The sequence below is a fragment of the Nocardia sp. CA-145437 genome (assembly GCF_050956485.1).
GTDB lineage: Bacteria > Actinomycetota > Actinomycetes > Mycobacteriales > Mycobacteriaceae > Nocardia.
The window spans coordinates 1,909,180-1,932,019 of sequence record NZ_CP191204.1; the positions used below are offsets into that span (position 1 = coordinate 1,909,180).

At 70.7% G+C, this 22,840-nt stretch carries 18 protein-coding genes; 10 read left to right on the forward strand and 8 right to left on the reverse strand.

From position 1 onward, the window contains the following. Window positions 1-58 precede the first annotated feature (58 nt). Together ACQPYY_RS08355 and ACQPYY_RS08360 are read left to right on the forward strand one after the other, a co-directional pair. Entirely contained in the window at window positions 59-2,224 is a 2,166-nt protein-coding gene (locus ACQPYY_RS08355) for a pyruvate, phosphate dikinase (RefSeq protein WP_433593322.1), read from the forward strand. Next, complete coding sequence (locus tag ACQPYY_RS08360) at window positions 2,214-3,008, forward strand: tyrosine-protein phosphatase (protein ID WP_433593323.1); 795 nt, start codon at window positions 2,214-2,216, stop codon at window positions 3,006-3,008. The genes ACQPYY_RS08355 and ACQPYY_RS08360 overlap by 11 nt, the downstream gene beginning before the upstream one ends. On the opposite strand, the gene ACQPYY_RS08365 is transcribed toward ACQPYY_RS08360, so the two are convergent. Then, on the reverse strand, window positions 3,005-4,102 hold the full coding sequence (locus ACQPYY_RS08365; RefSeq protein ID WP_433593324.1) for a winged helix DNA-binding domain-containing protein: 1,098 nt from the start codon (window positions 4,100-4,102) through the stop codon (window positions 3,005-3,007). The two genes, ACQPYY_RS08360 and ACQPYY_RS08365, sit on opposite strands and share 4 nt — an antisense overlap. A 55-nt stretch (window positions 4,103-4,157) precedes the next feature. Between ACQPYY_RS08365 and ACQPYY_RS08370 the strand changes: the two genes are divergently transcribed. The 4 genes from ACQPYY_RS08370 (at window position 4,158) to ACQPYY_RS08385 (ending at window position 8,697) form a co-directional block, all read left to right on the forward strand. Beyond that, window positions 4,158-4,997: a glycosyl hydrolase family 32 gene (locus tag ACQPYY_RS08370; protein WP_433593325.1), complete on the forward strand. Its 840-nt coding sequence runs from the start codon at window positions 4,158-4,160 to the stop codon at window positions 4,995-4,997. A 111-nt stretch (window positions 4,998-5,108) separates the two neighbouring features. Continuing rightward, window positions 5,109-6,527 carry an L-fucose/L-arabinose isomerase family protein gene (locus ACQPYY_RS08375; protein WP_433593326.1) on the forward strand — a complete coding sequence of 473 codons (1,419 nt, stop codon included), beginning with the start codon at window positions 5,109-5,111 and terminating at the stop codon, window positions 6,525-6,527. Between the two features lies 1 nt (window position 6,528). Beyond that, the gene (locus tag ACQPYY_RS08380) at window positions 6,529-8,004 is read left to right on the forward strand and encodes an FGGY-family carbohydrate kinase (RefSeq protein ID WP_433593327.1); all 1,476 of its coding nucleotides are present in this window, start codon (window positions 6,529-6,531) and stop codon (window positions 8,002-8,004) included. A gap of 33 nt (window positions 8,005-8,037) precedes the next feature. Continuing rightward, window positions 8,038-8,697, forward strand: coding sequence for a TMEM175 family protein (locus ACQPYY_RS08385; protein WP_433593328.1), 660 nt, complete (start codon window positions 8,038-8,040; stop codon window positions 8,695-8,697). Between the two features lie 4 nt (window positions 8,698-8,701). Here ACQPYY_RS08385 and ACQPYY_RS08390 read toward each other — a convergent pair whose 3' ends face one another. Together ACQPYY_RS08390 and ACQPYY_RS08395 are read right to left on the reverse strand one after the other, a co-directional pair. Continuing rightward, window positions 8,702-10,009, reverse strand: a complete 1,308-nt coding sequence (locus ACQPYY_RS08390; protein ID WP_433593329.1) for a bifunctional o-acetylhomoserine/o-acetylserine sulfhydrylase — start codon at window positions 10,007-10,009, stop codon at window positions 8,702-8,704. 27 nt (window positions 10,010-10,036) lie between these two features. Further along, window positions 10,037-10,552, reverse strand: coding sequence for an OsmC family protein (locus ACQPYY_RS08395; protein ID WP_433593330.1), 516 nt, complete (start codon window positions 10,550-10,552; stop codon window positions 10,037-10,039). 168 nt (window positions 10,553-10,720) lie between these two features. Here ACQPYY_RS08395 and ACQPYY_RS08400 point away from each other — a divergent pair, with 168 nt between their 5' ends. Beyond that, the gene (locus ACQPYY_RS08400; RefSeq protein WP_357279684.1) at window positions 10,721-10,891 is read left to right on the forward strand and encodes a CopG family transcriptional regulator; all 171 of its coding nucleotides are present in this window, start codon (window positions 10,721-10,723) and stop codon (window positions 10,889-10,891) included. Here the strand turns inward: ACQPYY_RS08400 and xylB are convergent. The 5 genes from xylB to ACQPYY_RS08425 all read right to left on the reverse strand — a co-directional run bounded on the left by xylB (window position 10,882) and on the right by ACQPYY_RS08425 (window position 17,952). Beyond that, window positions 10,882-12,270, reverse strand: coding sequence for a xylulokinase (xylB, locus tag ACQPYY_RS08405; protein ID WP_379101314.1), 1,389 nt, complete (start codon window positions 12,268-12,270; stop codon window positions 10,882-10,884). The genes ACQPYY_RS08400 and xylB overlap by 10 nt on opposite strands. A 13-nt stretch (window positions 12,271-12,283) precedes the next feature. Then, window positions 12,284-13,291: a zinc-dependent alcohol dehydrogenase family protein gene (locus ACQPYY_RS08410; protein ID WP_379101316.1), complete on the reverse strand. Its 1,008-nt coding sequence runs from the start codon at window positions 13,289-13,291 to the stop codon at window positions 12,284-12,286. A 101-nt stretch (window positions 13,292-13,392) separates the two neighbouring features. Beyond that, a complete protein-coding gene (locus tag ACQPYY_RS08415) occupies window positions 13,393-14,397 on the reverse strand; it encodes a glycoside hydrolase family 172 protein (protein WP_433593331.1) in 1,005 nt (334 codons plus the stop codon). Between the two features lie 103 nt (window positions 14,398-14,500). Beyond that, a complete protein-coding gene (locus tag ACQPYY_RS08420) occupies window positions 14,501-15,406 on the reverse strand; it encodes a tyrosine-protein phosphatase (protein WP_433593332.1) in 906 nt (301 codons plus the stop codon). Window positions 15,407-15,561: 155 nt separating this feature from the next. Next, entirely contained in the window at window positions 15,562-17,952 is a 2,391-nt protein-coding gene (locus ACQPYY_RS08425) for a PEP-utilizing enzyme (protein WP_433593333.1), read from the reverse strand. 166 nt (window positions 17,953-18,118) lie between these two features. Here ACQPYY_RS08425 and ACQPYY_RS08430 point away from each other — a divergent pair, with 166 nt between their 5' ends. The 3 genes from ACQPYY_RS08430 (at window position 18,119) to ACQPYY_RS08440 (ending at window position 22,802) form a co-directional block, all read left to right on the forward strand. Continuing rightward, on the forward strand, window positions 18,119-19,627 hold the full coding sequence (locus ACQPYY_RS08430) for an FAD-dependent oxidoreductase (protein ID WP_379101324.1): 1,509 nt from the start codon (window positions 18,119-18,121) through the stop codon (window positions 19,625-19,627). Window positions 19,628-19,731: 104 nt separating this feature from the next. Beyond that, on the forward strand, window positions 19,732-20,682 hold the full coding sequence (locus ACQPYY_RS08435; protein WP_379101326.1) for a LysR family transcriptional regulator: 951 nt from the start codon (window positions 19,732-19,734) through the stop codon (window positions 20,680-20,682). Between the two features lie 299 nt (window positions 20,683-20,981). Next, window positions 20,982-22,802, forward strand: a complete 1,821-nt coding sequence (locus tag ACQPYY_RS08440; RefSeq protein ID WP_433593334.1) for an alpha/beta hydrolase — start codon at window positions 20,982-20,984, stop codon at window positions 22,800-22,802. Window positions 22,803-22,840 lie beyond the last annotated feature (38 nt).

Below are 22,840 nucleotides of genomic sequence, written 5' to 3' on the forward strand. Positions count from 1 at the left end.
GCTCGAGCAGCGGCGGAGCGCTGGAGTGCGAATGAATCCAGAATCTCGAAGGAGTGACATGACGGCCGGAACGGAGCTTGCGCAGCGCCAGGACCTCGCGGCGGGCGCGACCACCGTTGTCGAACTCGACGGCGCGTGCGGCTTGTCGCGGGACAAGATCGGCGGCAAGGCGTGGAGCATCGATCACATGCGGGCGCTCGGGCTGCCGGTGCCGCCCGCGTTCGTGATCACCACCGACGGCTGGGCCGACTACACCACCCGCGGCGCCATCGCCGAGGAGATCTGGGCGCAGGTGCTCGAGGGCATCGCCATGATCGAGCGCGGCACCGGCCGCCGCTTCGGATCGGCGGACCGCCCGCTGCTGGTGTCGGTGCGTTCGGGCGCGGCGATCTCCATGCCCGGCATGATGGACACCGTCCTCAACCTGGGTATGACCGACGCGGTGCAGCAGGCGCTGGCCGCCGAGACCCGCAACCCCGGCTACGCGGAGGACACCCGCTCCCGCTTCGTGCACCAGTACCGCGAGACCGTGCTCGGTGACGCGAACGGCGTCGTCCCGGCCGACCCGTGGGATCAGCTGCGCGGCGCCATCGAGGCCGTGTTCCGGTCCTGGGATTCCCCGCGCGCCAAGACCTATCGCGCCCACCGCGGCCTGGCCGACACCATGGGCACCGCGGTCACCGTGCAGGCCATGGTGTTCGGCAACCTCGACGAATCGTCCGGCACCGGTGTGCTTTTCAGCCGCAACCCCAACACCGGCGACACCCCCGTCTACGGCGAGTGGCTGGTCGGCGGGCAGGGCGAGGACGTGGTGTCCGGCCGCCTGACCCCGCGCCCGCTCGACGACCTGGCCGTCACCCAGCCCGCCGTGCACGAGCGGCTCATCGCCGCCGCCCAGCTGCTGGAGCACGACGGCCGCGACCTGCAGGACATCGAGTTCACCGTCGAGTCCGGCGCCTTGTGGCTGCTGCAGTCGCGTCCGGCCAAGCGGTCGGCCCGCGCCGCGGTGCGCACCGCCGTCGCCATGGTCGAGGAGGGCCTGATCAGCGCCGACGAGGCCCTGGACCGGGTGACCCCCGATCAGGTGCGCGAGGTGCTGCGCCCCGCCTCCGGTGACACCGGCGGCCAGGAGCCCCTGGCCCGCGGCGAATCCGCCTGCCCCGGACTGGCTTCCGGCGTGGTCGTGACAGATCCCTACGAGGCCGAGGCCCGCGCCGAGGCGGGCGAGGACGTCATCCTGGTCCGTCCCACCACCAGCCCCGACGACCTGCACGGCATGATCGCCGCGCGCGCCATCGTCACCGAACTGGGCGGCACCACCTCGCATGCCGCGCTGGTGAGCCGCGAACTGGGCCGCCCGTGCGTGGTCGGCTGCGGCCCGGGTGTCGTGGCCGCGCTGACCGGCAAGACGGTCACCGTCGACGGCGGCGCCGGTCTGGTGCTGCCCGGCGAGGTCGTCGCCAAGCCGGTCGAGCAGTCCGTGCTCGACGACGTGCGCCAGCTCGCCCAGTGGGCGGGCGTGGACGGCGAACAGCTGGCCGAGCGCCTGGAAAACCGTTCCGCCGCAGGCGAGAACGCCGAGCAGGAGGAAATGACCGCCGTGAACGCTCCCGTGACCGAACTGGCCGTGCTGCGGCTGGTCGGCATCAAGGGCCGGGTGAACGCCGACAACCTGGCGCTGAGCCTGTTCGCCGACACCGCCGAGATCGCCTCCTGCTGTGAGGATCTGGTGACCGCGGGCTACTGCGCCACCACCCCGGCCGGTTTCCGCATCACCCCGGAGGGCCGCCCGCGCCTGGAGCAGCTGCTCGCGGAGGAGCGCGGCACTGTCGACGCGGCCGCTATGACCGCCGCCTACGACGAGTTCTGCGTCTTCAACGCCGATCTGAAGGTCATCATCACCGACTGGCAGATGAAGGACCCGGCCACGGTCAACGACCACGCCGACGCCGACTACGACGCCTCGGTGCTGGCCCGCCTCAACGGGACCCACCAGACCCTGCGTCCGCTGATCGCCCGCCTGGGCGGCCTGGCCCCGCGTCTGTCCCGCTACCTGGATCGCCTGGACCGCGCCGTCGAGCGCATCGGCGAGGGCGATCACACCTACGTGGCGCGTCCGATCATGGACAGCTACCACACCGTGTGGTTCGAGCTGCACGAAGACCTGATCGGTCTGTGCGGCCTGACCCGTGCCGAAGAGGCGGCGGCCGGCCGTGCCCACTGAGCCCGTAGCGGCCGACGCGCCCGTGACCACCGACGCCGTGACCGGCCGCTGGATCGACTTCGCCCAGATCGACAATGTCCGTGACCTGGGCGGCCTGCCGGTCGCCGGCGGCGGCACCACCCGCTTCGGCATCGTGCTGCGCTCGTCCACCCTGCAGCAGGCCACCTCCGGCGATCTGTCGCAGCTGGTCGACACGCTGGGCCTGCGCACGGTCATCGACCTGCGCCTGCCCGACGAGGTGGAGCGCGAGGGCTACGGCCTGATCGGCGATTCCGCGGTGCACATCGCGAACCTGCCGATCCGCAAGTCGCCCCAGTCCTCCTTGGCCGCACGGGATCTCGTCCCCGACAAGACCCGCGTCGACCTGACCGAGCTGTACGGTCAGCTGCTCGGCGGCAGCGGCGAGCACATCGTCGAGTCGGTGCGCCTCATCATCGACCCGGCCCGCCACTCGGTGCTGTTCCATTGCGCCGCGGGCAAGGACCGCACCGGCGTGCTGGCCGCGGTCCTGCTGGACGCGGTCGGCGTTCCCGCCGAGGCGATCGCCCACGACTACGCTCTCACCAACGAGCGCATCCAGAAGGTCCGCGACCGTCTCGACGCCCTCCCGTCGTATGAGGGCCTGCCGCAGACGAATACCGGCATCCTGGCGGTCTCCCCGGAGGTCATGCTCGGCTTCCTGGCGAACCTGCACGCCGAGCACGGCGGTGCCGGCGCGTGGCTGCTCGCCAACGGCCTCACCGAGTCCGAGCTCGAGCGCCTGCGCGAGGTGCTGGTCGCCTAGTCGGCCCGTTTCTCGAACACCACGTCGCCGCCCTCGCCCGGGGTGATGAACGGCAGCAGCCGTTCCGCCTCGGCGCGCAGGGCGGCTTCGTCGTCCGCGGCCAGGGCGTGCCACGGCGTGATCCGGATGGTCGACCCGGCCACATCCCAACGGCCGTGCACGAATCCGTCGATCAAGTACATCGGCACACCGCCCGACGCGATCTTCGCGATCCGGGTGCGATCCTCATCGCGGATGATCCGCCGCCGATCCCGATGCCCGAGGCAGGAATTGTCGAAGGCGGGCAGAAACCGCACCGGCGCAGTCGAATCCGCCGCCGCGATCGAAGCGTCCGGCACGTCGAAGAGCTCGCGCCCCGCATCATCCCGGAACACCCGGAGCTCGCCGCGCATCCCCTCGACCACCTCCGCGAGCCTGGTCACCCCCGCGAACTCCTGGATATCGCCCACGGTCGCCGGACCATAGGCCGCCAGATAGCGCCGGACCAGGGTCCGCGGTTCCGGTCCCTCCGCCAGCGGCCCGCCCACGACCTGCTCGGCCAGCGACACCGACACCGACCGTCCCCGCCACGCGCCCCACGCTCCCGCGCCGGGGTGATGCACCAGGGGCTGGACGACGCCGAGACCGTGGACCAGGTCGCGGGCCCCGCGTCCGGGGAACCGCTCCGAGAGCAGCTTCCCCAGATCCCGCCGGGACACGGCCCTGCCGTCCAGCAATTCCTTTCCGGCCGCACCGAATTCGGCGATGTCGAGACCGTCCATCGCATCGCGCAGGTAGACCGAGCGCAGCGTCGGCTCGACCGCCGGCCGCACGGTCGGATACAGCCACCGATAGTCCTGGGCGTCGGTCAGATGCACGGTGCGCCTGATCGAGGTGGCGCGCACCACGGTTCGCTCCTCCAGCAGCGCCGACAGCTCCTCGTGCCGGAATTCGCCCAGCCGCGACCACAATCCCACATATGGCCCGTTCGGCTCCTGCCCCTGCACCGCGACGAGGTGCCGGATCAGGTCGGCGACGGGCATCGCGGTTCGTTCGTGCAACCGCTGACGCAGCAGCAGGGTGCGGTTTAGGGTTCGCAGCGAGAGTTCCGGCATGAATCCAGTGTCGAAGGCGACTAGGACGGTTCTTGTCCTATATGGAGGGCGGGTCATGGGCGCGGTGCGGGCGGGGGAGTTCCGGCACATCTATGACCCCAGCGAGGCCGGTCAGCGGTGGTACATCAACGATCATTCGCTGATCAGGGATGGGCGGGGGCGGTGGCATCTGTTCGGGATCACGCATCCGGAACCGGCCGACCCCTTCGACGAGACCGAGTTCGCGCACGCCACCGCGGACGATCCGCTCGGGCCGTGGACCAAGCATCCGTCGGTGCTGGAGGTGGACCGGGAGCGGGGCGAGCGGCATCTGTGGGCGCCGTTCGTCGTCCACGCCGGGGACCGGTACTGGATGTTCTACGACGGCGGCGGAATCGACCGCACCGCAACGGGTATGGGGCTGGCCACCTCCACCGACCTGTTCCACTGGCGGCGGCATCCGGGGAGCCCGGTGTTCCGGGACGGCTACGACGCCCGGGACCCCATGGTGCTGCGGGTCGGCGACGAGTGGGTCATGTACTACTGCGCCACCGGCACCCCCGCCGGCGGGAATCATGTCGTCGCCTATCGGACCAGTCCGGACCTGGTGCGGTGGGGCGAGCGCCGCGTCGCCTACATCGATCCGGCGACCGGGACCGGGGCGGGCAATACCGAGTCACCGTTCGTGGTGCGGCACGGGGACGCCTGGTACCTGTTGATCGGTCCGCGCCCGGACTACGTCGGCACCGAGATCTTCCGCAGCGACAATCCCTTTCACTTCGACACGTCCGACCGCGTGGGGCATATCCGGGCCCACGCCGCCGAGGTGATCACCCATGACGGCGGCCTGTGGGTGACGCATGCCGGGTGGGGGCAGGGTGGAGTCGCGCTGGCTCCCTTGATCTTCCCGGACTGACCCGAAAATCCGATTTCGGGCGTGGCGGGCGGTCTGAACTGGGATTCTGGACGGTGAGTCGAGAGTCCCACCCAGTGCTGACGATCAGAACGTTGCGGGGAGGCAGGCACCATGGCCCGAATCGGCGTGATCAGTCTTTCCGACGGCCGCGATTATGTGCACGGCGGCATCGTCGGATTCATCAAGACGGCGGAAGATCGGCTGGTGGCCGAGCTGACGGCCGCCGGGCACACCGTGATTCGAGGCCGGGAGCCGGTCGCGAGCAATGACCGGGCGGTCGAGGTCGCCCGGCGGGTGGAGGCCGCGGGGGTGGATCTGACCGTGCTGCACTACGCGGTGTGGGCGTTCCCGCACTTCACCATGCTGGCGGCGGGCGCGCTGCGGGGGCCGCTGCTGCTGTTGTCGAACATCGACCCGGTGCAGCCGGGCATGGTGGGGATGCTGGCCGCGGGCGGGGCCCTCGATCAGATCGGGCGCGAGCACGCCCGGCTGTGGGGCGACCCGGCCGATCCGGAGCTGGTCGCGGCGATCGGGGTGCGGGCGCGGGCCGCGGCGGCGGTCGCGGGATTGCGCGGCAGCACCTTCGGGCGGTTCGGCGGGCGGCCCATGGGGATGAACACGGCGGTGGCCAATACCGATCAATGGCAGCGGGTGTTCGGGATCGACGTGGAGGAGATCGACCAGTGGGAGATCGTGCGCCGCGCCGACCAGGCCGACGCCGGCGAGGCGCGGGCGGCGCGAGAATGGCTGGAGCGCAATGCCGCCGGGGTGCACTACGACGGGGTCAAACTGACGCCGGACCTGCTGGAGCGGCAGCTGCGCTCGTACCTGGCGGTGCGGGACCTGATCGCGGAATGGCGGCTGGACTTCTCCGGCATCAAGGGCCAGCCGGAACTGACCCAGTACTTCGCCACCATGGACATCACCGAGGCCTTCCTCAACGACCCCTACGACTGGAACGGGCCCAAACAGCCGCACGTCTGCGCCACCGAGGCCGATATGGACGGCGCGCTCACCATGCAGCTGCTCAAGCAGATCTCCGGCACCCCGGTGCTTTTCGCCGACGTCCGCCACTATCACGCCGACCGCGACATCTGGGATCTGTGCAATTCCGGCCAGCACGCCACCTGGTACGCGGCCCGCAGCGACGACCCGGCCGAGAACCTGGCCCGGGTGCACCTGTACCCGGAGGTGTTCTTCTTCCCGGCGGGCGGCGCGTCGGTGCACCACCTGGCCGCGCCCGGCGAGGTGACCTTCGCCCGCCTCACCCGCCGCGACGGCGACTACCGCATGCAGCTCATGCTCGGCGCGTTCGAGACCTACGACGACGCCACCAACGAATCGTTGATGAAGCAGTCCACCTGGGAGTGGCCGCACGCCTTCGCGCGCCTGGACGCCGACGCCGGGGACTTCCTGTCCCGCTTCGGCGCCAACCACATTCACGCCGTCCCCGGTGACCAGCGCGCCACCGTGCGCGCGGCCTGCGAGCTGCTGGGCGTCACCCTCGACGAGTTCACCCGGGCGGGCTGACATGCTCCTCGGCATCGATATCGGCACCTCCGGATCCAAGGGCGTCCTCACCGACCGGGACGGCGTGGTCGCCATGCGCGCCGAACGACCGCACCGGGTGTCGACGCCCCGGCCCGGCTGGGTGGAGCACGACGCGGAGACGGTGTGGTGGGCCGACTTCGTGGGCATCGCCCGCGACCTGGTGGCGGCCGCGGACGGCGCACCCATCGAGGCGCTCGCGGTGAGCGGCATCGGCCCGTGCCTGCTGCCCGCCGACGCGGGCGGCCGCCCGCTGCGGCCCGCCATCCTGTACGGGGTCGACACCCGCGCGGGCGTCGAAATCGAGGAACTGGACGCGGAATTGGGGCCGCTGACCGTGCTGGAGCGGTGTGGGTCGCCGCTCACCAGTCAGGCCGTCGGCCCGAAGCTGCGCTGGCTCATCCGGCACGAGCCGCGGGTGTGGTCCGCCACCCGAATGCTGTTGATGGCCGGCTCGTTTCTCGTGTACCGCCTGACCGGCCGCTACGTCCTCGACCACCAGTCCGCCAGCCAGTGCGTCCCCATGTACGACCTGATGGCCCGCGACTGGGCCACCGACTGGGCCGAATCCGTCGCCCCCGGCCTGCGTCTGCCCGAATTGGCCTGGCCCACCGAGATAGTCGGCCGCGTCACCCCCGAGGCGGCGGCCGCGACCGGGCTGCCCGTGGGGCTTCCGGTCACCACCGGCACCATCGACGCCTGGGCCGAGGCGGCCGGGGTCGGCGTCCGCGCCCCCGGCGACTGCATGATCATGTACGGCACCACCATGTTCCTCACCCAGGTGCTCGCCGACCCGCGCCCGCAGCCGGGGCTGTGGACCACCTGCGGAACCTGGCCCGGCACCTACACCTCCGCCGCCGGGATGGCGACCTCCGGCGCGGTCACCGACTGGCTGCGGGCCCTCACCGGCAGCGCCTTCGCCGAACTGCTCGACGAGGCGGCCCACGTCCCGCCCGGCTCCCGCGGCCTGCTGGTGCTGCCGTACTTCGCGGGCGAACGCACCCCGCTGTTCGACCCGAACGCCCGCGGCCTGATCGCGGGCCTCACGCTCACCCACCAGCGCGCCGACCTCTACCGCGCCGTCCTGGAGGGCATCGGTTACGGGGTCCGCCACAATCTGGAGGCGATGGCCGCGGCCGGCGCCCCCGCGACCCGCCTGGTCGCGGTCGGCGGCGGCACCAAGGGGGGCCTGTGGACCCGCATCGTCTCCGACATCACCGGTCTGCCGCAACAGCTTCCGGCCGACACCGTCGGCGCGGCCCTCGGCGACGCGCTGCTCGCCGCCGAGGCCCTGGGCCTGGACACCTCGGCCTGGAACCCGATCATCGCCACGATCGAACCGGATCCCGACACCACCGCGCACTACGGCCCCTACTACCGCCACTACCGATCCCTGTACGAGACAACGAAATCCACCGCCCACTTCCTCGCCCGGGAGCAACACCGCGCCGCGCCGTGATCTCGGCTAGGGTCCGACACGGAGGTGGGGCGGATGGCCAGATATCACCGCATCGCGGGACAGGACCTGGGTCGGCTGGGCGCGCTCAGCGACGGAATCTTCGCTGTGGCAATGACTTTGCTCGTGCTGGAGCTGCACGTCCCCGCGAGCGAGACCTGGCGTCAGCGCGCCCTGTGGACCTCCGGCGCGGCCGCCGACGAGGAGCCGGTCTGGCATGCCCTCACCCATGTCGGCCCCCAATTCCTCATCTGTTTCCTGGGTTTCCTCACCCTGGGCATGTTCTGGATCGGCCAGCAGACCCAACTCGGCCTGATGGATCGCGCGGACCGCACGCTGACCTGGATCCATCTGATGTTCCTGTTCGGCGTCTGCATGGTGCCCTTCGCGACCGCCCTGCTGGCCGCGTTCCCGCAATCGCGCCTGGCGCTGCTGGTCTACTGGGCCGACCTGCTGTACCTGGGACTCGCGCAACTCGCCGCCCTGCGCTACGCCCGCCGCGCCGGCCTGCTCACCGCCGACGCCGCCCCCGAGGACCTGACGGCCATCCGCCGCCGCATCGGAATCGTGCAATTCCTGTACGCGGCGGCGGTGGCATTGTGCCCGATCAGCACCTACCTCAGCATCGGCCTGATCATCGCCCTGCAGGTGAATTCCGCTGTGTCCCCGCGGATCCGGCCCCTCGACCGCTTCTGACCGGCTAGGCGGTCGCGGCGAATCCGGCGCGCAGATCGGCGAGGATGTCGTCGATCCCCTCGATTCCGACGGCCAGGCGGATCAGGCCCGGCGTGACACCCGCCGCGAGCTGCTGTTCCGGGGTCAGCTGCGAATGCGTGGTCGAGGCCGGGTGGATGACCAGCGAGCGCACGTCACCGATATTGGCGACATGGCTGTGCAGGGTCAGGGCGTCCACGAAACGCTTGCCGGCGTCCACACCGCCCGCCAGCTCGAACCCGATGATCGCGCCGACGCCCCGGGGAGCCAGCTGCTGCCCGCGCTCGTACCACGGCGAGGAGGGCAGGCCCGCGTAGGAGACGGCCGTGACTTCGGGCCGCCCGGTGAGGAACTCGGCCACCGCCGTCGCATTGGCCACGTGCCGCTCGAGGCGCAGGCTCAGCGTCTCCAGCCCCTGGCTGATGAGGAAGGCGTTGAACGGCGAGATCGCCGATCCCAGATCGCGCAGCAGCTGCACCCGCGCCTTGAGCGCGTAGGCGGGCGCGCCGAGGTCGGCGTAGACGACGCCGTGGTAGCTGGGGTCGGGTTCGGTGAAGCCCGCGAATCGTCCACCGCGCCAGTCGAAGGTGCCGCCGTCCACGATCACGCCCGCGACGGCCGCACCGTGCCCGCCCAGGTACTTGGTCGCCGAGTGCACGACGATGTCCGCGCCGTGCGCGAACGGCTGGATGAGGTACGGGGTGGCGACGGTGTTGTCGACGATGAGCGGAATCCCCGACCCGTGCGCGACCTCCGCGATCCCGGGGATATCGAGAAGGTGGTTCTGCGGATTGGACACCGTCTCCCCGAAGAACGCCTTGGTGTTCGGCCGGATCGCCGCCCGCCACTGCTCGAGATCGTCCGGATCCTCGACGAAACTGACCTCGATGCCCAGCTTCGGCAGCGTGTACCGGAACAGGTTGTAGGTGCCGCCGTACAGCCGCGGGCTCGACACGATGTGATCCCCGGCCCCCGCCAGGTTCAGGATCGCGAAGGTCTCCGCCGCCTGCCCCGACGCCAGCAGCAAGGCGGCCACGCCGCCTTCGAGCGCCGCGATCCGCTGCTCCACCGCGTCCTGGGTGGGGTTCATGATGCGGGTGTAGATATTGCCCGGCTCGGCGAGCCCGAACAGCGCGGCGGCGTGGTCGGTGTCCCGGAACGCGTACGACGTGGTCTGGTAGATCGGCAGCGCGCGGGCTCCGGTCGCGGCATCGGGCTGCTGCCCGGCGTGGATCTGTTTGGTCTCGAAACTCCAGGTGGCGCTGGGGTCTTCGGGCAGGACGGGCTCGGTCATGGGGGCCTCCGGTGGGTGGTGGTGCTGCTACTGGGTGACGAGGGTGGTCTCGACCGGGGTGCGGCCGGTGGTGAGGTCCAGGACGGGGCAGTGCTCGTCGACGGCCCGCTGCAGTTCGGCGTAGCGCGCGGCGGATTCGGGACCGTTGACCCGGACGGTGACGCGGACCGCCTGGAAGCCGGGCCGGACCGTGTCGTCCAAGCCGAAGAAGCCGCGCACGTCGAGGTCGCCCTCGGCTTCGATGGCCAGGTCGTCGATGGTGATGCCGAGGCGCTGCGCCCAGAACCGGTAGGTCACCACCTGGCAGGCGATCAGCGAGGCCAGATACACCTCCACCGGGTTGGGCGCGGAGCCGTCGCCGCCCAGCGCGGGCGGTTCGTCCACGCGAATCGTATAGCGGCCCAGCGCGATTGCGCTGCCGACTGTGCCCTCCGGAGTGCCCGCGGCCCGGAAGACCACGGTGGCCTGGGCGGGGTCCGCGGCCACCGCACGGCCGGTCGCCTCGACGATATCGTTCAAAGGGGTGCTCAGCTCGGTCGTCATACCGCGTGAAGCTACGACTCAGCGACCGGTGCTGACGATGGTTGAACTCGCCGTGAGCGCAATAGCCGGTAGGTATCCCGGGCCTCGGCTACCTGTTCGTCATGTGATGGTTGCCAACTGGACGGTCGTTCGGCAGACACGGTGACACCGGGGTGGTATGAATTCGCGGTGGCATGGACTTTGCGGCTCAGCGAGGACGAAGAAGCTGCGCTGGGTGCGCAGGCGGCGATGGAAGGGCGATCCAAACAGGAGATCGCCCGCGACGCCATCCGGAACTACATCACGCGACACAAGACCTGGGATGACTACCTGTCGGACGGGCCGGTCGTCTACGGGTAGTAGGTGTCTCTGATCTCGGTGTAGCGCTGGCGGATGGCGGCGCCGACTCCCGCTGCCAGGGTGTGGAATTCGGTGCCCGGCGGGGTGGGCCAGCGGGGTGGGCGGGGGCCGCCGCGCAGGGCCCAGGCGGCTTGGCGGGCCGCGCCCAGGGCGACGTACTCGCTCGGGTTGGGAACCGTGACGGTGCGGCCGAAGATGGTGGCCGCCGCGTGGGCGATGAGGCGGGAGCGGGATGCGCCGCCGATCAACAGGATTCGATGCGGGACCGTCGGCAGGCGGTCCAGGGCCTCGGCGATATTGCAGAGCATGCCCTCGATGGCGGCGCGGGCCAGATGGTGCGGCCGCATGGTGTGCGGGCGCAGGCCGTGCAGGCTGCCGGTGGCGTGCGGCAGATTCGGGGTGCGCTCGCCCGCGATATAGGGCAGCAGCGTGAGACCGTCCGCGCCCGCGGGGGATTGCGCGGCCAGCACTTCCAGCCCGGACACGTCGGTGCCGAGCAGGACCGCCGTCGCGTCCAGGACCCGGGCGGCATTGAGCGTGCAGACCAGCGGCAGGAACGCGCCGGTCGCGTCGGCGAACCCGTTGACCGCCCCGGAGGGATCGGCGCTGGGCGACGCGGCCCGGGTGAACACGGTCCCGCTGGTGCCCAACGACACCACCACGTCCCCGTCCGCGATGCCCAGTCCCAGGGCCGCGGCCGCGTTGTCGCCGGTGCCCGCGGCCACCAGCCGCCCGCCCGGCGTGTGCCCGGCGATCTCGGCGGGCGCGAGCACCCGGGGCAGCGCGGGACTGCGGCCGCGGAAGGCCATGGTCAGCAGGTCGGTCCGGTAGGCGCCGGCGGCCGGGGACCAGTACCCGGTGCCGGAGGCGTCGCCGCGATCGGTGGTGGGCTCGGTCGCCGGATCGCCGCCGCGCAGCTGCCAGGTCAGGTAGTCGTGGGGGAGCAGCACCCGGACCGTCCGGTCGGCCAGTTCGGGTTCGTGGTCGGCGAACCAGCGCAGCTTGGCCACGGTGTGCGCGGCCAGCGGCACACTGCCCACCGCGTCCGCCCACGCCTGCGGCCCGCCCAGCTCGCCCACCAGCTGACTGGCCGCCTCCGCTGAGCGAGTGTCGTTCCACAGCAGCGCGTCCCGCACCGGATGCCCGGCGGCGTCGAGCACCACCAGCCCGTGCTGCTGCCCGGCCACCGCGATGGCCTCGACATCGCGCATCATGCGGTCACAGGCCGCGCGCAGCGCCTCCCACCACATGGCCGGTGGCACCTCGGTGCCGTCGTGGTGCGGAATCTGGCGCTGCCGCAACACCGTTCCGGTATCGGCGTCGCACACCACGATCTTGCAGGACTGAGTGGAGGAGTCCACTCCGGCAACGACCGCCATTGGCCACCACCCTCTATCGTGCCGCCCGTCCGGGATGCAGCTGGATCTTGCGTCCGGTGCCCGCGCGGAAGGTCCGCAGGGCATCGCCGAATTCCTCGAGGGCGAAGTCGTGGGTGATCACGGTGTCCGCGTCGATCACGCCCTCGCCGAGCAGGTCCACCGCCCGGCCGAAACTGTGCAGTACCGCCATGGATCCGACGATGGTGATCTCGTCGTTGTAGATCCGGAACGGCGAGACGCTGGCCCGCGCCGCCGCCGGGGCCACCCCGAACTGCAGATAGGTGCCGCCGCGCCGCACCCGCGAGAGCCCGTCCTCGATCGCGGCCACCGTTCCGCTGCAATCGATCACGATCTCCCAGCCCTCGGGCCGGTCCATGTCGTCGGCCGACACGGTGGCCGCGTCCGCGCCCAGGGTGCGGGCGACGGCCAGCCGGTCGGCATTGGTGTCCACCATCGACACCGAGGCCGCGCCCGCCGCCGCGGCCAGTTGCTGCATGAGCAGCCCCATGGTGCCCGCTCCGTAGATCAGATAGTGCGAGCCGAGTCGCCGTGGCAGCCCGTCGAATCCGTGCACCGCGCACGAGAGCGGTTCCACCAGCGCGCCGTGCGCGGGCGACACGTGCCCGGGCAGCCGATAACAGTTGGCGGCGGGCACTTTCACGTACTCGGCCATGGCGCCGTCCACGGTGTCGCCGATGGCGCCCCAGTTCTCGCACAGATTCCCGCGCCCGATCGCGCAATAGTGGCAGCGGCCGCAGAACAACGACGGATCCACCGCCACCCGATCGCCGATCCGCACCCCGGCCGCGTCCGCGCCGAGCGCCACCACTTCCCCGGCGAATTCGTGTCCGGGCACGATCGGATAGGGGGTGGGCGGGAATTCGCCCTCGACGATATGGATATCCGTCCCGCATATCCCGACAGCGTCCACCCGGATCACGACCTCACCGGTGCCGGGTAGCGGATCCGGCACCGATTCGACCGAGAACTGTCCGGGCTTCTCGACGACCAAGGCACGCATAGCAATACCATGCACCCGCGTGCCACGCGCTCGACGCGTTTTACGCAATAGCAATCGCATTCTTTCTGCTGTCCCACAATCGTTACGGGAGATGCGGGGGATCAGGGGAGCGATTGATACCAGAAGGCGGTGGATGCCACGTGGGCTTGGTCCAGCGGTAGGTAGTGGCCGTCCTCGCGCCAGCCCAGCGCTTGCACGGTCGCGCGCAACCCGGACTCGAAACAGATGGGGTCGGGAATGTGCCAGCGGTACATGCCGAATCGCTGGTGCGGCTCGTAGATTCGATGCGGCGGCAGCACCTGCGGCATGCCCAGATAGGCGGTGGAGTAGGGGCGATATGCGCCGTCGAGGTCGAAATTCCAGGCCCCGCCGAAATAGTCCTCGGTCCCGGTGCCGCAGAGGGTGGGGAATTCGGTGTCGTCGTCGAGATAGAACTTGAGCTCGCCCTCGCCCCACCAGCCGGTGGCGCGCGGCTGCACGGCCAGATATGTGCCGGCATACCGGCCGGGGCCGCCGTCGATCTCGACGATCGGATGTTCCGCGGGCGTGCCCAGCGGATCGGAGCAGCGCCACCGGGTGTGCAGATACCCGGCGGTGCCCGGTAAGTCCTCTTCCAGATAGGTGATCTGGTAGTACACCGGCGCGGCCCGGTCGGACCCATTGTGCAGGGTGATCAGCGCGCGGGAGTGGAACGGCATGGGCCAGTAGCTGTTCAGACCGCCCGCGGGCGCGACCACGATCAGGGCGGAGTCGACGAGCGCGAGCTGATCCCAGCCGTTGCAGAAGAAGTCGCCCAGCGGCACCGCGACGGCCGGTTCCGGCGCGTCGTCCCAGTACATCTGGAGCGTGAAATCGCGCAGCAGCGTGCGATCGGTGGTGAGCCACAGGTGCCGGATCACCCCGGGCCCGGAAAGGTCGGCGAGCGTGGCGGTTTCGCCGGGTCGCAGGTCGATGGACGGCGAGACCTTCCAGCCCCGCCCCAGCCCCGCCGCCGCGAACGCGCCGGTCCCGGAGATGGCCCGGCCGCCCCGACCGGGCTCACCGGTCGGGTTCTCCGCGCTCACCGAGCGGGTGCGCCGCCCGTCCAGCTGCCAGATCTCATGCACCATGCGTATTTTCGCATGTAGATCGGCAGTGGGAAGCGGACATGGGGCGGACACGCGAATGCCGACGCCGTCCCACACCCGGCGTCGGCATTCAGGGGTACTGCTAGGCCAGCTTCGACTTCAGGGTCGCGAGGGTCGCGGCGTCGATGCCCAGGCCCTGCGACAGGAAGTTGTCGAAGGAACCGAAGTTGGCCTGGACGGCGTCGAAGGCGGAGTCGAGGAAGGCGCGGTCGACACCGAGGACCGGCTCGAACAGCGACGGGTCCGTGACCAGGCCGGCGTGGACCAGGCCGTCGAGGGTGGCCTTGTTGGCGGCGGCCAGGTTGTCGTTGGAGTCCAGGTAGTCGTTGTAGACCTGGCCCTTGTTGGCGCCCAGGGCGGTCAGCAGGATGGCCGACATCCAGCCGGTGCGGTCCTTACCGGCGGTGCAGTGGAACAGCACCGGGCCGTTGGCGTTGGCGATCTCCTTCAGCGCGGCCGAGAACTGACCACGCGAGGTGGCGTCGGTGACCAGCCACTTGTAGTAGTCGATCATGTACTGGCTGCCCTTGCCGTCGCCGAGCAGCTGCTGCTGGACCTCGGGGCCGCCCTGCACGGCCTTGGCGAAGAACAGGTAGAAGTCGTTGTTCGGGTCGTAGACCGGCAGCGACTTGGCCGGGATGGAGGCCGGCAGCTTGTCCGGGTTCTGCGAGCGCTCGATCGGGCTGCGGAAGTCGATGATCTCGGCGATGCCCGCCGACACCAGCTGCTGCTGCTCACCGGCGCTGAGCTTGTTCAGGGCATCGGAGCGGTAGACCGAGCCCACCTTCGTCTTCGCGCCGCCGCCGAGCGGGATGCCGCTCAGGTCACGGGCGTTCGGCGCGGTGGCCAGGTTCAGCGAGACGCCCTTGGGGGTCTGCAGCACCGGCACCGGCGCGGCCACCGCGGGGGTGACGGCGATCGGGGTGATGGCGATGAGCGCTGCCGCTACGCCGGTCAGGGTGCCGCGTACGGCGCGCGAGATCGTCACTGGGGGTATTCCTTTCGATCACGGACCGGGTCGTGGGGTCAATGCCCCGGTCCGGGCTTTGCTGCGCAAGAAGGAGACTGGTTGGTTTGTGTTGTGGACCGACCGGCCTCGGACGCGAGCGCGGCGCGCCCGAGGCGGTTCGGTTGCGGGCCCGCCTATTCGGCGTCGGCCAGCAACGTGATGGTCCCGGCCGCGCCGTCCACCCGGACGCGCTGGCCGTCCTGCAGGCCGGTGCTGGCGGTCTTGGCATCCACCACACAGGGGACGCCGAACTCGCGGGCCACGATGGCTGCGTGCGAGGCCGCGCCGCCGATATCGGTGACCACCGCGCCCGCGTAGGCGAACATGGCGGTGTGGCCGGTGTCGGTCACCGAGGCGACCAGGATGTCGCCCGGCTCGATGTCGTCGTCGAGGGTCAGCACACGCTTGACGGTGCCCTCCACCACGCCCGGGCTCACGCCGAGACCGGTGATGGTCTCGCCCACCGCGATCGCGCCGGAGATCTCCTCCGGCTCCCACGGGCCGTTGACCACGTCGGGCATGCGGAGAGCCTGGAAGCGGGTGCGCTCGTCCCGGCGGCGCGCCACGCGCTCCTTCAGATCGGCCGGGGCCCACAGGATCTCGTCGAGGTTCAGGAACACCGAGTCCTCGATCTCGGTGAGCTTGCCCGCCTTCACCAGGCGCGCGGCGCGCTCCTGGGTGGCCAGGCGCAGGCAGTTGGTGACCCGGACGACGGCGTCGCGGGCGCGCTCGCGGTAGACGGTCGCGCCGACGGCCATCTTGGCGGTGCGGCTGGTCGGCTCCGGCACCGGCTCGCGGTGCGGCGCGGGCATTTCCGCGGCCCGCCCGGCCGCGGTGACCAGCAGTTCGGGACGGTCGCCGAAGGTGCTGTTGATGAGCTCGCACTCGCCCGGACCGCGGTGGCCGATCGTGGCCAGCTCCTGGTCCAGGGCCTTGGAGAACTCCGGCGACTTCTCGCGGGCCGCGCCCACGTCACCGGTCTTGGCCAGCGCCTGCAGTCCGGCGTCCTTGCGGCACACGGCCGCCAGCCGCTCCACGGCCAGCATGGTCTTGGCCGACTCCAGGCGGTTCAGGTCGATCTTGACCTCGCCCTTGTGGGCGGCGGTGGCCGCGCCGGTCATCATGACGCCGATGGAGGCCGCCTGCCACGCCTGGTTGAGACGGTCGCGCCAGAGCAGGGCGCGGGCGTGCAGCTGCTCGTCGGTGAGCTCGGAGATCTGGTCGCGGTTCAGCGCTTCCGCGTGCGAGGCGGCATTGATCAGCTCGGCGGTCTTGCTGTACTGCAGGGCGGTCGAGGCGACCCGGCCCATGGCCTTGAAGGTGCCCGCGCGGGCGGCCATACCGGTCGGCATGGAGGGACGGCCCTTGGGGTGCAGCTCGAGGTCGCCGATGGTGCCGTAGACGTCGCGGCGCACGCTCTCCTCGTCCCAGCCGGGCATGTTCTCGGCCGAGAAGACGCCGATGGAGGCGTTGATGTACATGTGGTGGCCGAGCACGCTGGTCACGCGGGACACCCAGTGCTCGAGCGCGATCCCCTCGATGGCGATCATGTGGCCCATCGCCTCGTTGCCCAGGCGGATGGCCCCGGCCTGCAGGTCGATGGTGAGCGGGGTGAGCGGGCCGGGCAGCGCCTCGGAGGTGTTGGTGGCGGTGTAGACCGGGATGCGGTCGTCGACCAGGTCGTCGAACTCGCCCTGAAGCCCCTCGGGGGCGGCGGAAGTCAGCTGGTAGCCGTCGGAGGTCGGGGCGTTCTGCGGCACCACGTGGGTCGGCAGCGGGATCGCGCCGCGGCGGCTGCGGAAGCCGGAGCCGCCGCTCTTGCGGCCGTGCAGGCCGCGCGCGGTGTCGGCGATGACCTCGGTGGCGTTCCAGCCGTAGCGGAAGCCCCACTCCTCGCGGGCCGCGCTCGCGTCGACCTTGGTCTGGGTCGCCGACGACTTCGGCAGCCACGCACCGTATTTCACGCCCGCCTCGGACAGGATGCGCTTGACCTCGGCGCTGGACACCTCGCCGGGCGCGGCCAGCTCGACCACGCCGCCGCGCTGCGACAGCGCCGCCAGCACCAGGAAGCGCTCCAGGTCGTCGTAGTGCAGCACCTGCACGCTGCCCTTGCCGCCGGCGGTCAGGCTCTCCAGGGTGCGCCAGCCGCCGTGATCGACGCGGCGGCCCGCCACCAGCGCGGTGCGCACGATGAGCGCGTCGGCGCCGGAGCCGGCCACGATCTTCTCGACGCTCGAATCAGCGCCCGCCGCAACGGGAACCACGAGGCGCGCGCCGGATTCCTGGGCCGCCTTCGTGATCGCCGCGACCGCGGGGCCCGCCAGGTGCACGATCGCGTCGGCCCCGGCCGCGGCCCGCGCGCACACCTGCGCGTCGGACAGGTCGCCGACGGTCACCTCGACCCGCGAGTCCACGTAGCGGTGCCGCTGCCGGTCCAGACCGGATACCTCGTGGCCGGCGGCCAGCAGCATGCGCGCGACGGCGCGGCCGCTCGGTTCGGTGACTCCGGTGACCAGAATCCGCATTGACTCTCCTCCTCGTGCAGGCGTCCCCAACCACAGTGACGCCGTTCACACACCATCCCCATTGCACGAGGGTGTGACGGGTCGCAGTCCCGTTGAACGGGATCGGCGAATCGGTCAGCAAGATGGACCGCTAAGGAATGGCGGTCGGAGCGGGCACCGTCGAGGCATGACAGTGCGGAATTCGGTCACGCCGCGGGCGGCCGGCGAGGTGGGCCCCTACGACATCGAGACCGATGTGCTGATCGTCGGCTACGGCGCGGCCGGGGCCGCGGCGGCCTTCGAGGCCGCGCACGCGGGCGCGCGGGTGCTGATCGTGGACCGGGCGGGCGGCCCGGGCGGCGCGTCGGCCAACTCCGGCGGCGAGATCTACCTCGGTGGCGGCACCCCGATCCAGGTGGCCTGCGGCTTCGACGACACCCCCGAGGCCATGGCCGCGTTCCTGAAGGCCGCGCTCGGCGCGGGCGCGGACGCCGCCAAGATCGACGAGTACTGCGCGGGCAGCGTCGAGCACTTCCACTGGCTGGTCGACCGCGGCGTGCCGTTCAAGCCGACCATGTGGGACGCCCCCACCTGGGTGCCGCCGACCGATGACGGCCTGATGTGGCTGGGTGAGAACAGCTGGCCATTCACCGAACTGGCCCACCCCGCCCCGCGGGGGCACCGGCCCACCGCCAACGACTTCGGCGGCAAGCTGCTCATGGAGTGCCTGGCCGCCGCGGCCGAGGCCGCCGGGGCCACCACTCGATTCGACACCTCTGTCAGCACGCTCATCGTCGATGAGGACGGCGTCGTGGTGGGCGCGGTCGCGCGCCGCTACGGCGAGGAGATCACCATTCGCGCCCGGCGCGGAATCGTGCTCACCACCGGTGGTTTCGTCGACAACGACGCCATGCTCGCCGCCCACGCGCCGCAGCTGCTCGGCCACACCAAGGTCAGCGCGGGCACCGACGACGGCTCCGGCATCCGGATGGCCCAGGCGCTGGGCGCGGCCGTGCGCCACATGTCCGCCGGGCAGGTCGGCATGTCGCTGATCCCGGGGCTGGCCGTGCGCGGCATGGTGGTCAACGCGCTGGGCCGCCGTTTCGTCAACGAGGACACCTATCCGGGCCGGATCGGCCAGCATGCGCTCTACCGCCAGAACATGGGCGGCAGCTGGGCGGGCGACGACACCGCGGTGTGGGTCATCGTCGACGAGGAGGGCTTCGAGGACGTCCCCGAACCCCAGCGCTGGGGCGTGCGGCCCACCCACGTCGCCGAGACGGCCGAGGAGCTCGAGGAACTCACGGGCCTGCCCGCGGGGTCGCTGACCACCGCCATCGGCCGCTACAACGAATTCGCCCGGCAGGGCGCGGATCTCGATCACCACAAGGCCGCGCGCTGGCTGCGGGAACTTACCCCGCCGCTGGCCGCCATCGACGTGAAGGCCGGGGTCCGCCCGCCGTCGGAGGCCGGTGACCGGCGCGGCACCGGCGCCTCGGTGTTCACCCTGGGCGGTCTGCACACCGATCTCGACGGGCACGTGCTCGACCACGACGGCAAGCCGATCGCGGGTCTGTACGCCGCGGGCCGGGCGGCTAATGGCCTGCACGGTTTCGGCTACATCTCCGGAACCTCCCTCGGCGACGGCACCTTCTTCGGTCGTCGCGCCGGCACCGCCGCGGCCCGGCGCGCCTGAGCCATCCGCCGCCCGGCGCCTCCGCCCGACGGAAATGGTCGGTGGTCCAGTTGATTGCCGAGAGCCGGGATCGGGCACGCCGATTGGTTCTAGACTCGCTCGCTATGGATGTGCACTCGCGGCAGTTGCGGTATTTCGTCGCGGTGGCGGAGGACCTGAGTTTCACGCGGGCCGCGCAGCGGCTGCACGTGGCGCAGCAGGGGTTGAGTGCGCAGATCAAGCAGTTGGAGCAGGCCCTGGATTTGGTGCTGTTCATCCGGACCACGCGCAGTGTGGAGCTCACCGCGGCGGGCGAGGCGCTGCTCGAGGGCGTCCGCAGCGCGCTGACCACCTTGGGCCTGGCGGTCGAGCAGGCGCGGGTGGCGCAGCGGCGCGAGTCGGACCGGCTGGTGCTCGGTTTCCTCGAGGGCGCGGCGCTGACGCTCACCGAGCCGATCCTGGCGGCCTTCCGGGAACGGCATCCGGACGTGACCGTCGATATGCGGCAGTTCACCTACGAGGAGCCCGCGGCCGGACTGGCCGACGGCAGCGTGGACGTGGCCTTCGCACGACTTCCGTTCCGCGCGGACGGAATTCGCGTCGAACCGCTGTTCTCCGAGCCGCTGGTGGCGCTGGTGCCCGCCGGGCATCCGCTGACCGAACTGCCCGAGGTGCGGGTGCGGGACCTGCTGGACCAGCCGCTGCTCGGCGCGGACAACGACGATCCGGTGTGGAATGCGTTCTGGGAGTTGCACGATCACCGCGGCGGCAATCCCGCGCCGGTGGTGTCGCGGTCGAAATCGCTGCTGGAGGAACTGCACAAGGTGTCGGCGGGCGTCGGCGTGGTGCTGACCGTCGCCTCGGCGCGCTGGATGCCGTTTCCGCGGGTCCGGTTGCTGCCGATTGTCGATGCCCCGCGCAACGAGGTAACCGTCGCCTGGCCCGCGGAACACGAATCCCCGCTGGTGCGTTCGTTCGTCGAGATCGCGCGGGAGGTCCGGGCCGCGCGTCCGGAACTGGTCGAGCTGCTCGAACGGCCCGATTTCGAGGATCGCACGCTGCCCGCCCACCTCTGATTGACAAGTGCCGCTTGTCAATCACCGAAGAATAGCTGTTTCACTTTGCTGAGGGAACGCCTTACTGTTGCCAGACGTGGGCGGACAACGCGGGGGGCTGCGTCGTCCACCGCGAACCTCCCTGCGGTTCGTGGCCGCTTCATTGTTCCCGATGAGGCGCACCCTCATTACCCGATGAGGGAATCTCGGATACCCGGCGCCGCCGGACACCGGCTTGAGCCCCCGGCGTCCGTCGGCGCCGGTTTCGTCCGTGCGTGTCGCTGCGGCCCGGGCGAGTCCAGGCGACCAGACTCGGAGACATGACGGCCGACAGTCAGGACCTCGACAAGCCCACTGACGACAAGCCCGCCGACGAGAAGCCCGCCGACGACGCGCGGCCGGACACCCGATCGTTCCCGTCCCGCGTGTGGGCGGTCATCGCCCGCGTGGAACGCGCGATCAACCCGAACTATCCCGGCCTGATCGTGGCGTGGATCTTCTTCCTGTGGGCGGTGTCGCCCTCCCTGCTGCCCCGGACCTGGCTGTTCGAGGGTCTGGTCTGCGGGATCAGCGCGGCCATCGGCTACGGCGTGGGCTGTGTGCTGGCATGGGCGTTCGCGAAGTGGGTGCAGCCGCGGCTGCCCGACTCCGCCGAGGGCCTGGCCACATTGTGGAATCCGAGCGAAACCACCCGGGCCGTCGGCAAAGTCGTGATCCTGGTCGGCACCATCGTCGGCGCCGCGCTGGTGCTGGCCCGGTCGGCTCGCTGGCAGCGCGACCTCGAAACGCTGATGGGGATGGAACCGACCACCACGTCGAGCTACCTGCGCGCCGAACTGGTGGCCGCGGCCACCCTCGCCCTGGTGATCGCCGCGTACCGCGTGGTGCGGTGGCTGATCCGGCTGATCGTGCGATTGCTCAATATCGACTGGCACATTCCGCGCGGCCTCGCCTACCCCGGCGCGGTCCTCGTGGTGGGTGTGCTGGCGGTGCTGCTGTTCCAGGGCGTCCTGGCGAAAGCCTTCTTCGCCACAGCCAATTCGGCGTTCAGCCTGCGCAACGGCAAGACCTCGGAGAGCGCGGTGCAGCCGCAGCTGCCCGAAAGGTCCGGCAGCCCACAGTCTCTGGCCGGATGGGACACCCTCGGTTCGGAGGGCCGCTGGTTCGTGGCGACCGCGCCGACCGCCGAGCGGATCGCGCAGGTCACGGGAAAGCCCGCGCGCGAACCGATTCGGGTGTACGCGGGCCTGGACTCGGCGCAGCAGCCCGAGGACATCGCCGCCCTGGTGGTGCGTGAACTCGACCGCACCCACGCCTTCGACCGCAAGGTGCTGGTCGTGGTGACCACCACCGGCACCGGCTGGGTGGACTCCACCACCGCCTCCTCGATCGAGTACATGTACGGCGGCGACAGCGCCATCGCCGCCACCCAGTACTCGTATCTGCCCAGCGTGCTGTCGTTCCTGTCCGACCGCGAGAAGGCCACCGAGTCCGGGCGACTGGTCATCCACGCCGTCCATGAGCGGTGGGCCCAGCTGCCCCCGGAGCACCGGCCGAAACTGCTGGTCTACGGCGAGAGCCTGGGCTCGCAGGGCTCCGAGGGCGCGTTCTCCGGACTCGACGACATCCGCAGCCTGGTGGACGGCGTGCTGTGGGTGGGCCCGCCCAACTCGAATCGCATCTGGAGCCAGATCGAGCAGCGCCGCGACGTGGGGACGCCGGAGATCCTGCCGATCTACGCCGACGGCCTCATCGTCCGCTTCGCCGCCACCGCACCGGATCTCGGCCGCCCCGACCGCCAGTGGATCGACCCGCGCGTGGTCTACCTCCAACACGCCTCCGACCCCATCGTGTGGTGGTCGCCGGATCTGCTGTTCACCCAACCGGATTGGCTGAAGGAACCGCGCGGCAAGGACGTCTCCAAATCCATCCGCTGGTGGCCCATCGTCACCTTCTGGCAGATCAGCGCCGACCTCGCCAACGCCCAGGGCGTGCCCTCGGGCCACGGCCACCGCTACGGCGACCTGGTCCTCGACGGCTGGGTCGCCGTCGCCCAGCCGACCGACTGGAACCCCGGCCTCGACGCCGCCATCCGAAAGGCCCTCGACGAGGACATCACCTGGGAGTACGCCCACAAGTAGATCCGGTGGGGCTCCCGCCCCGGGTGTCCGCCGGGCCC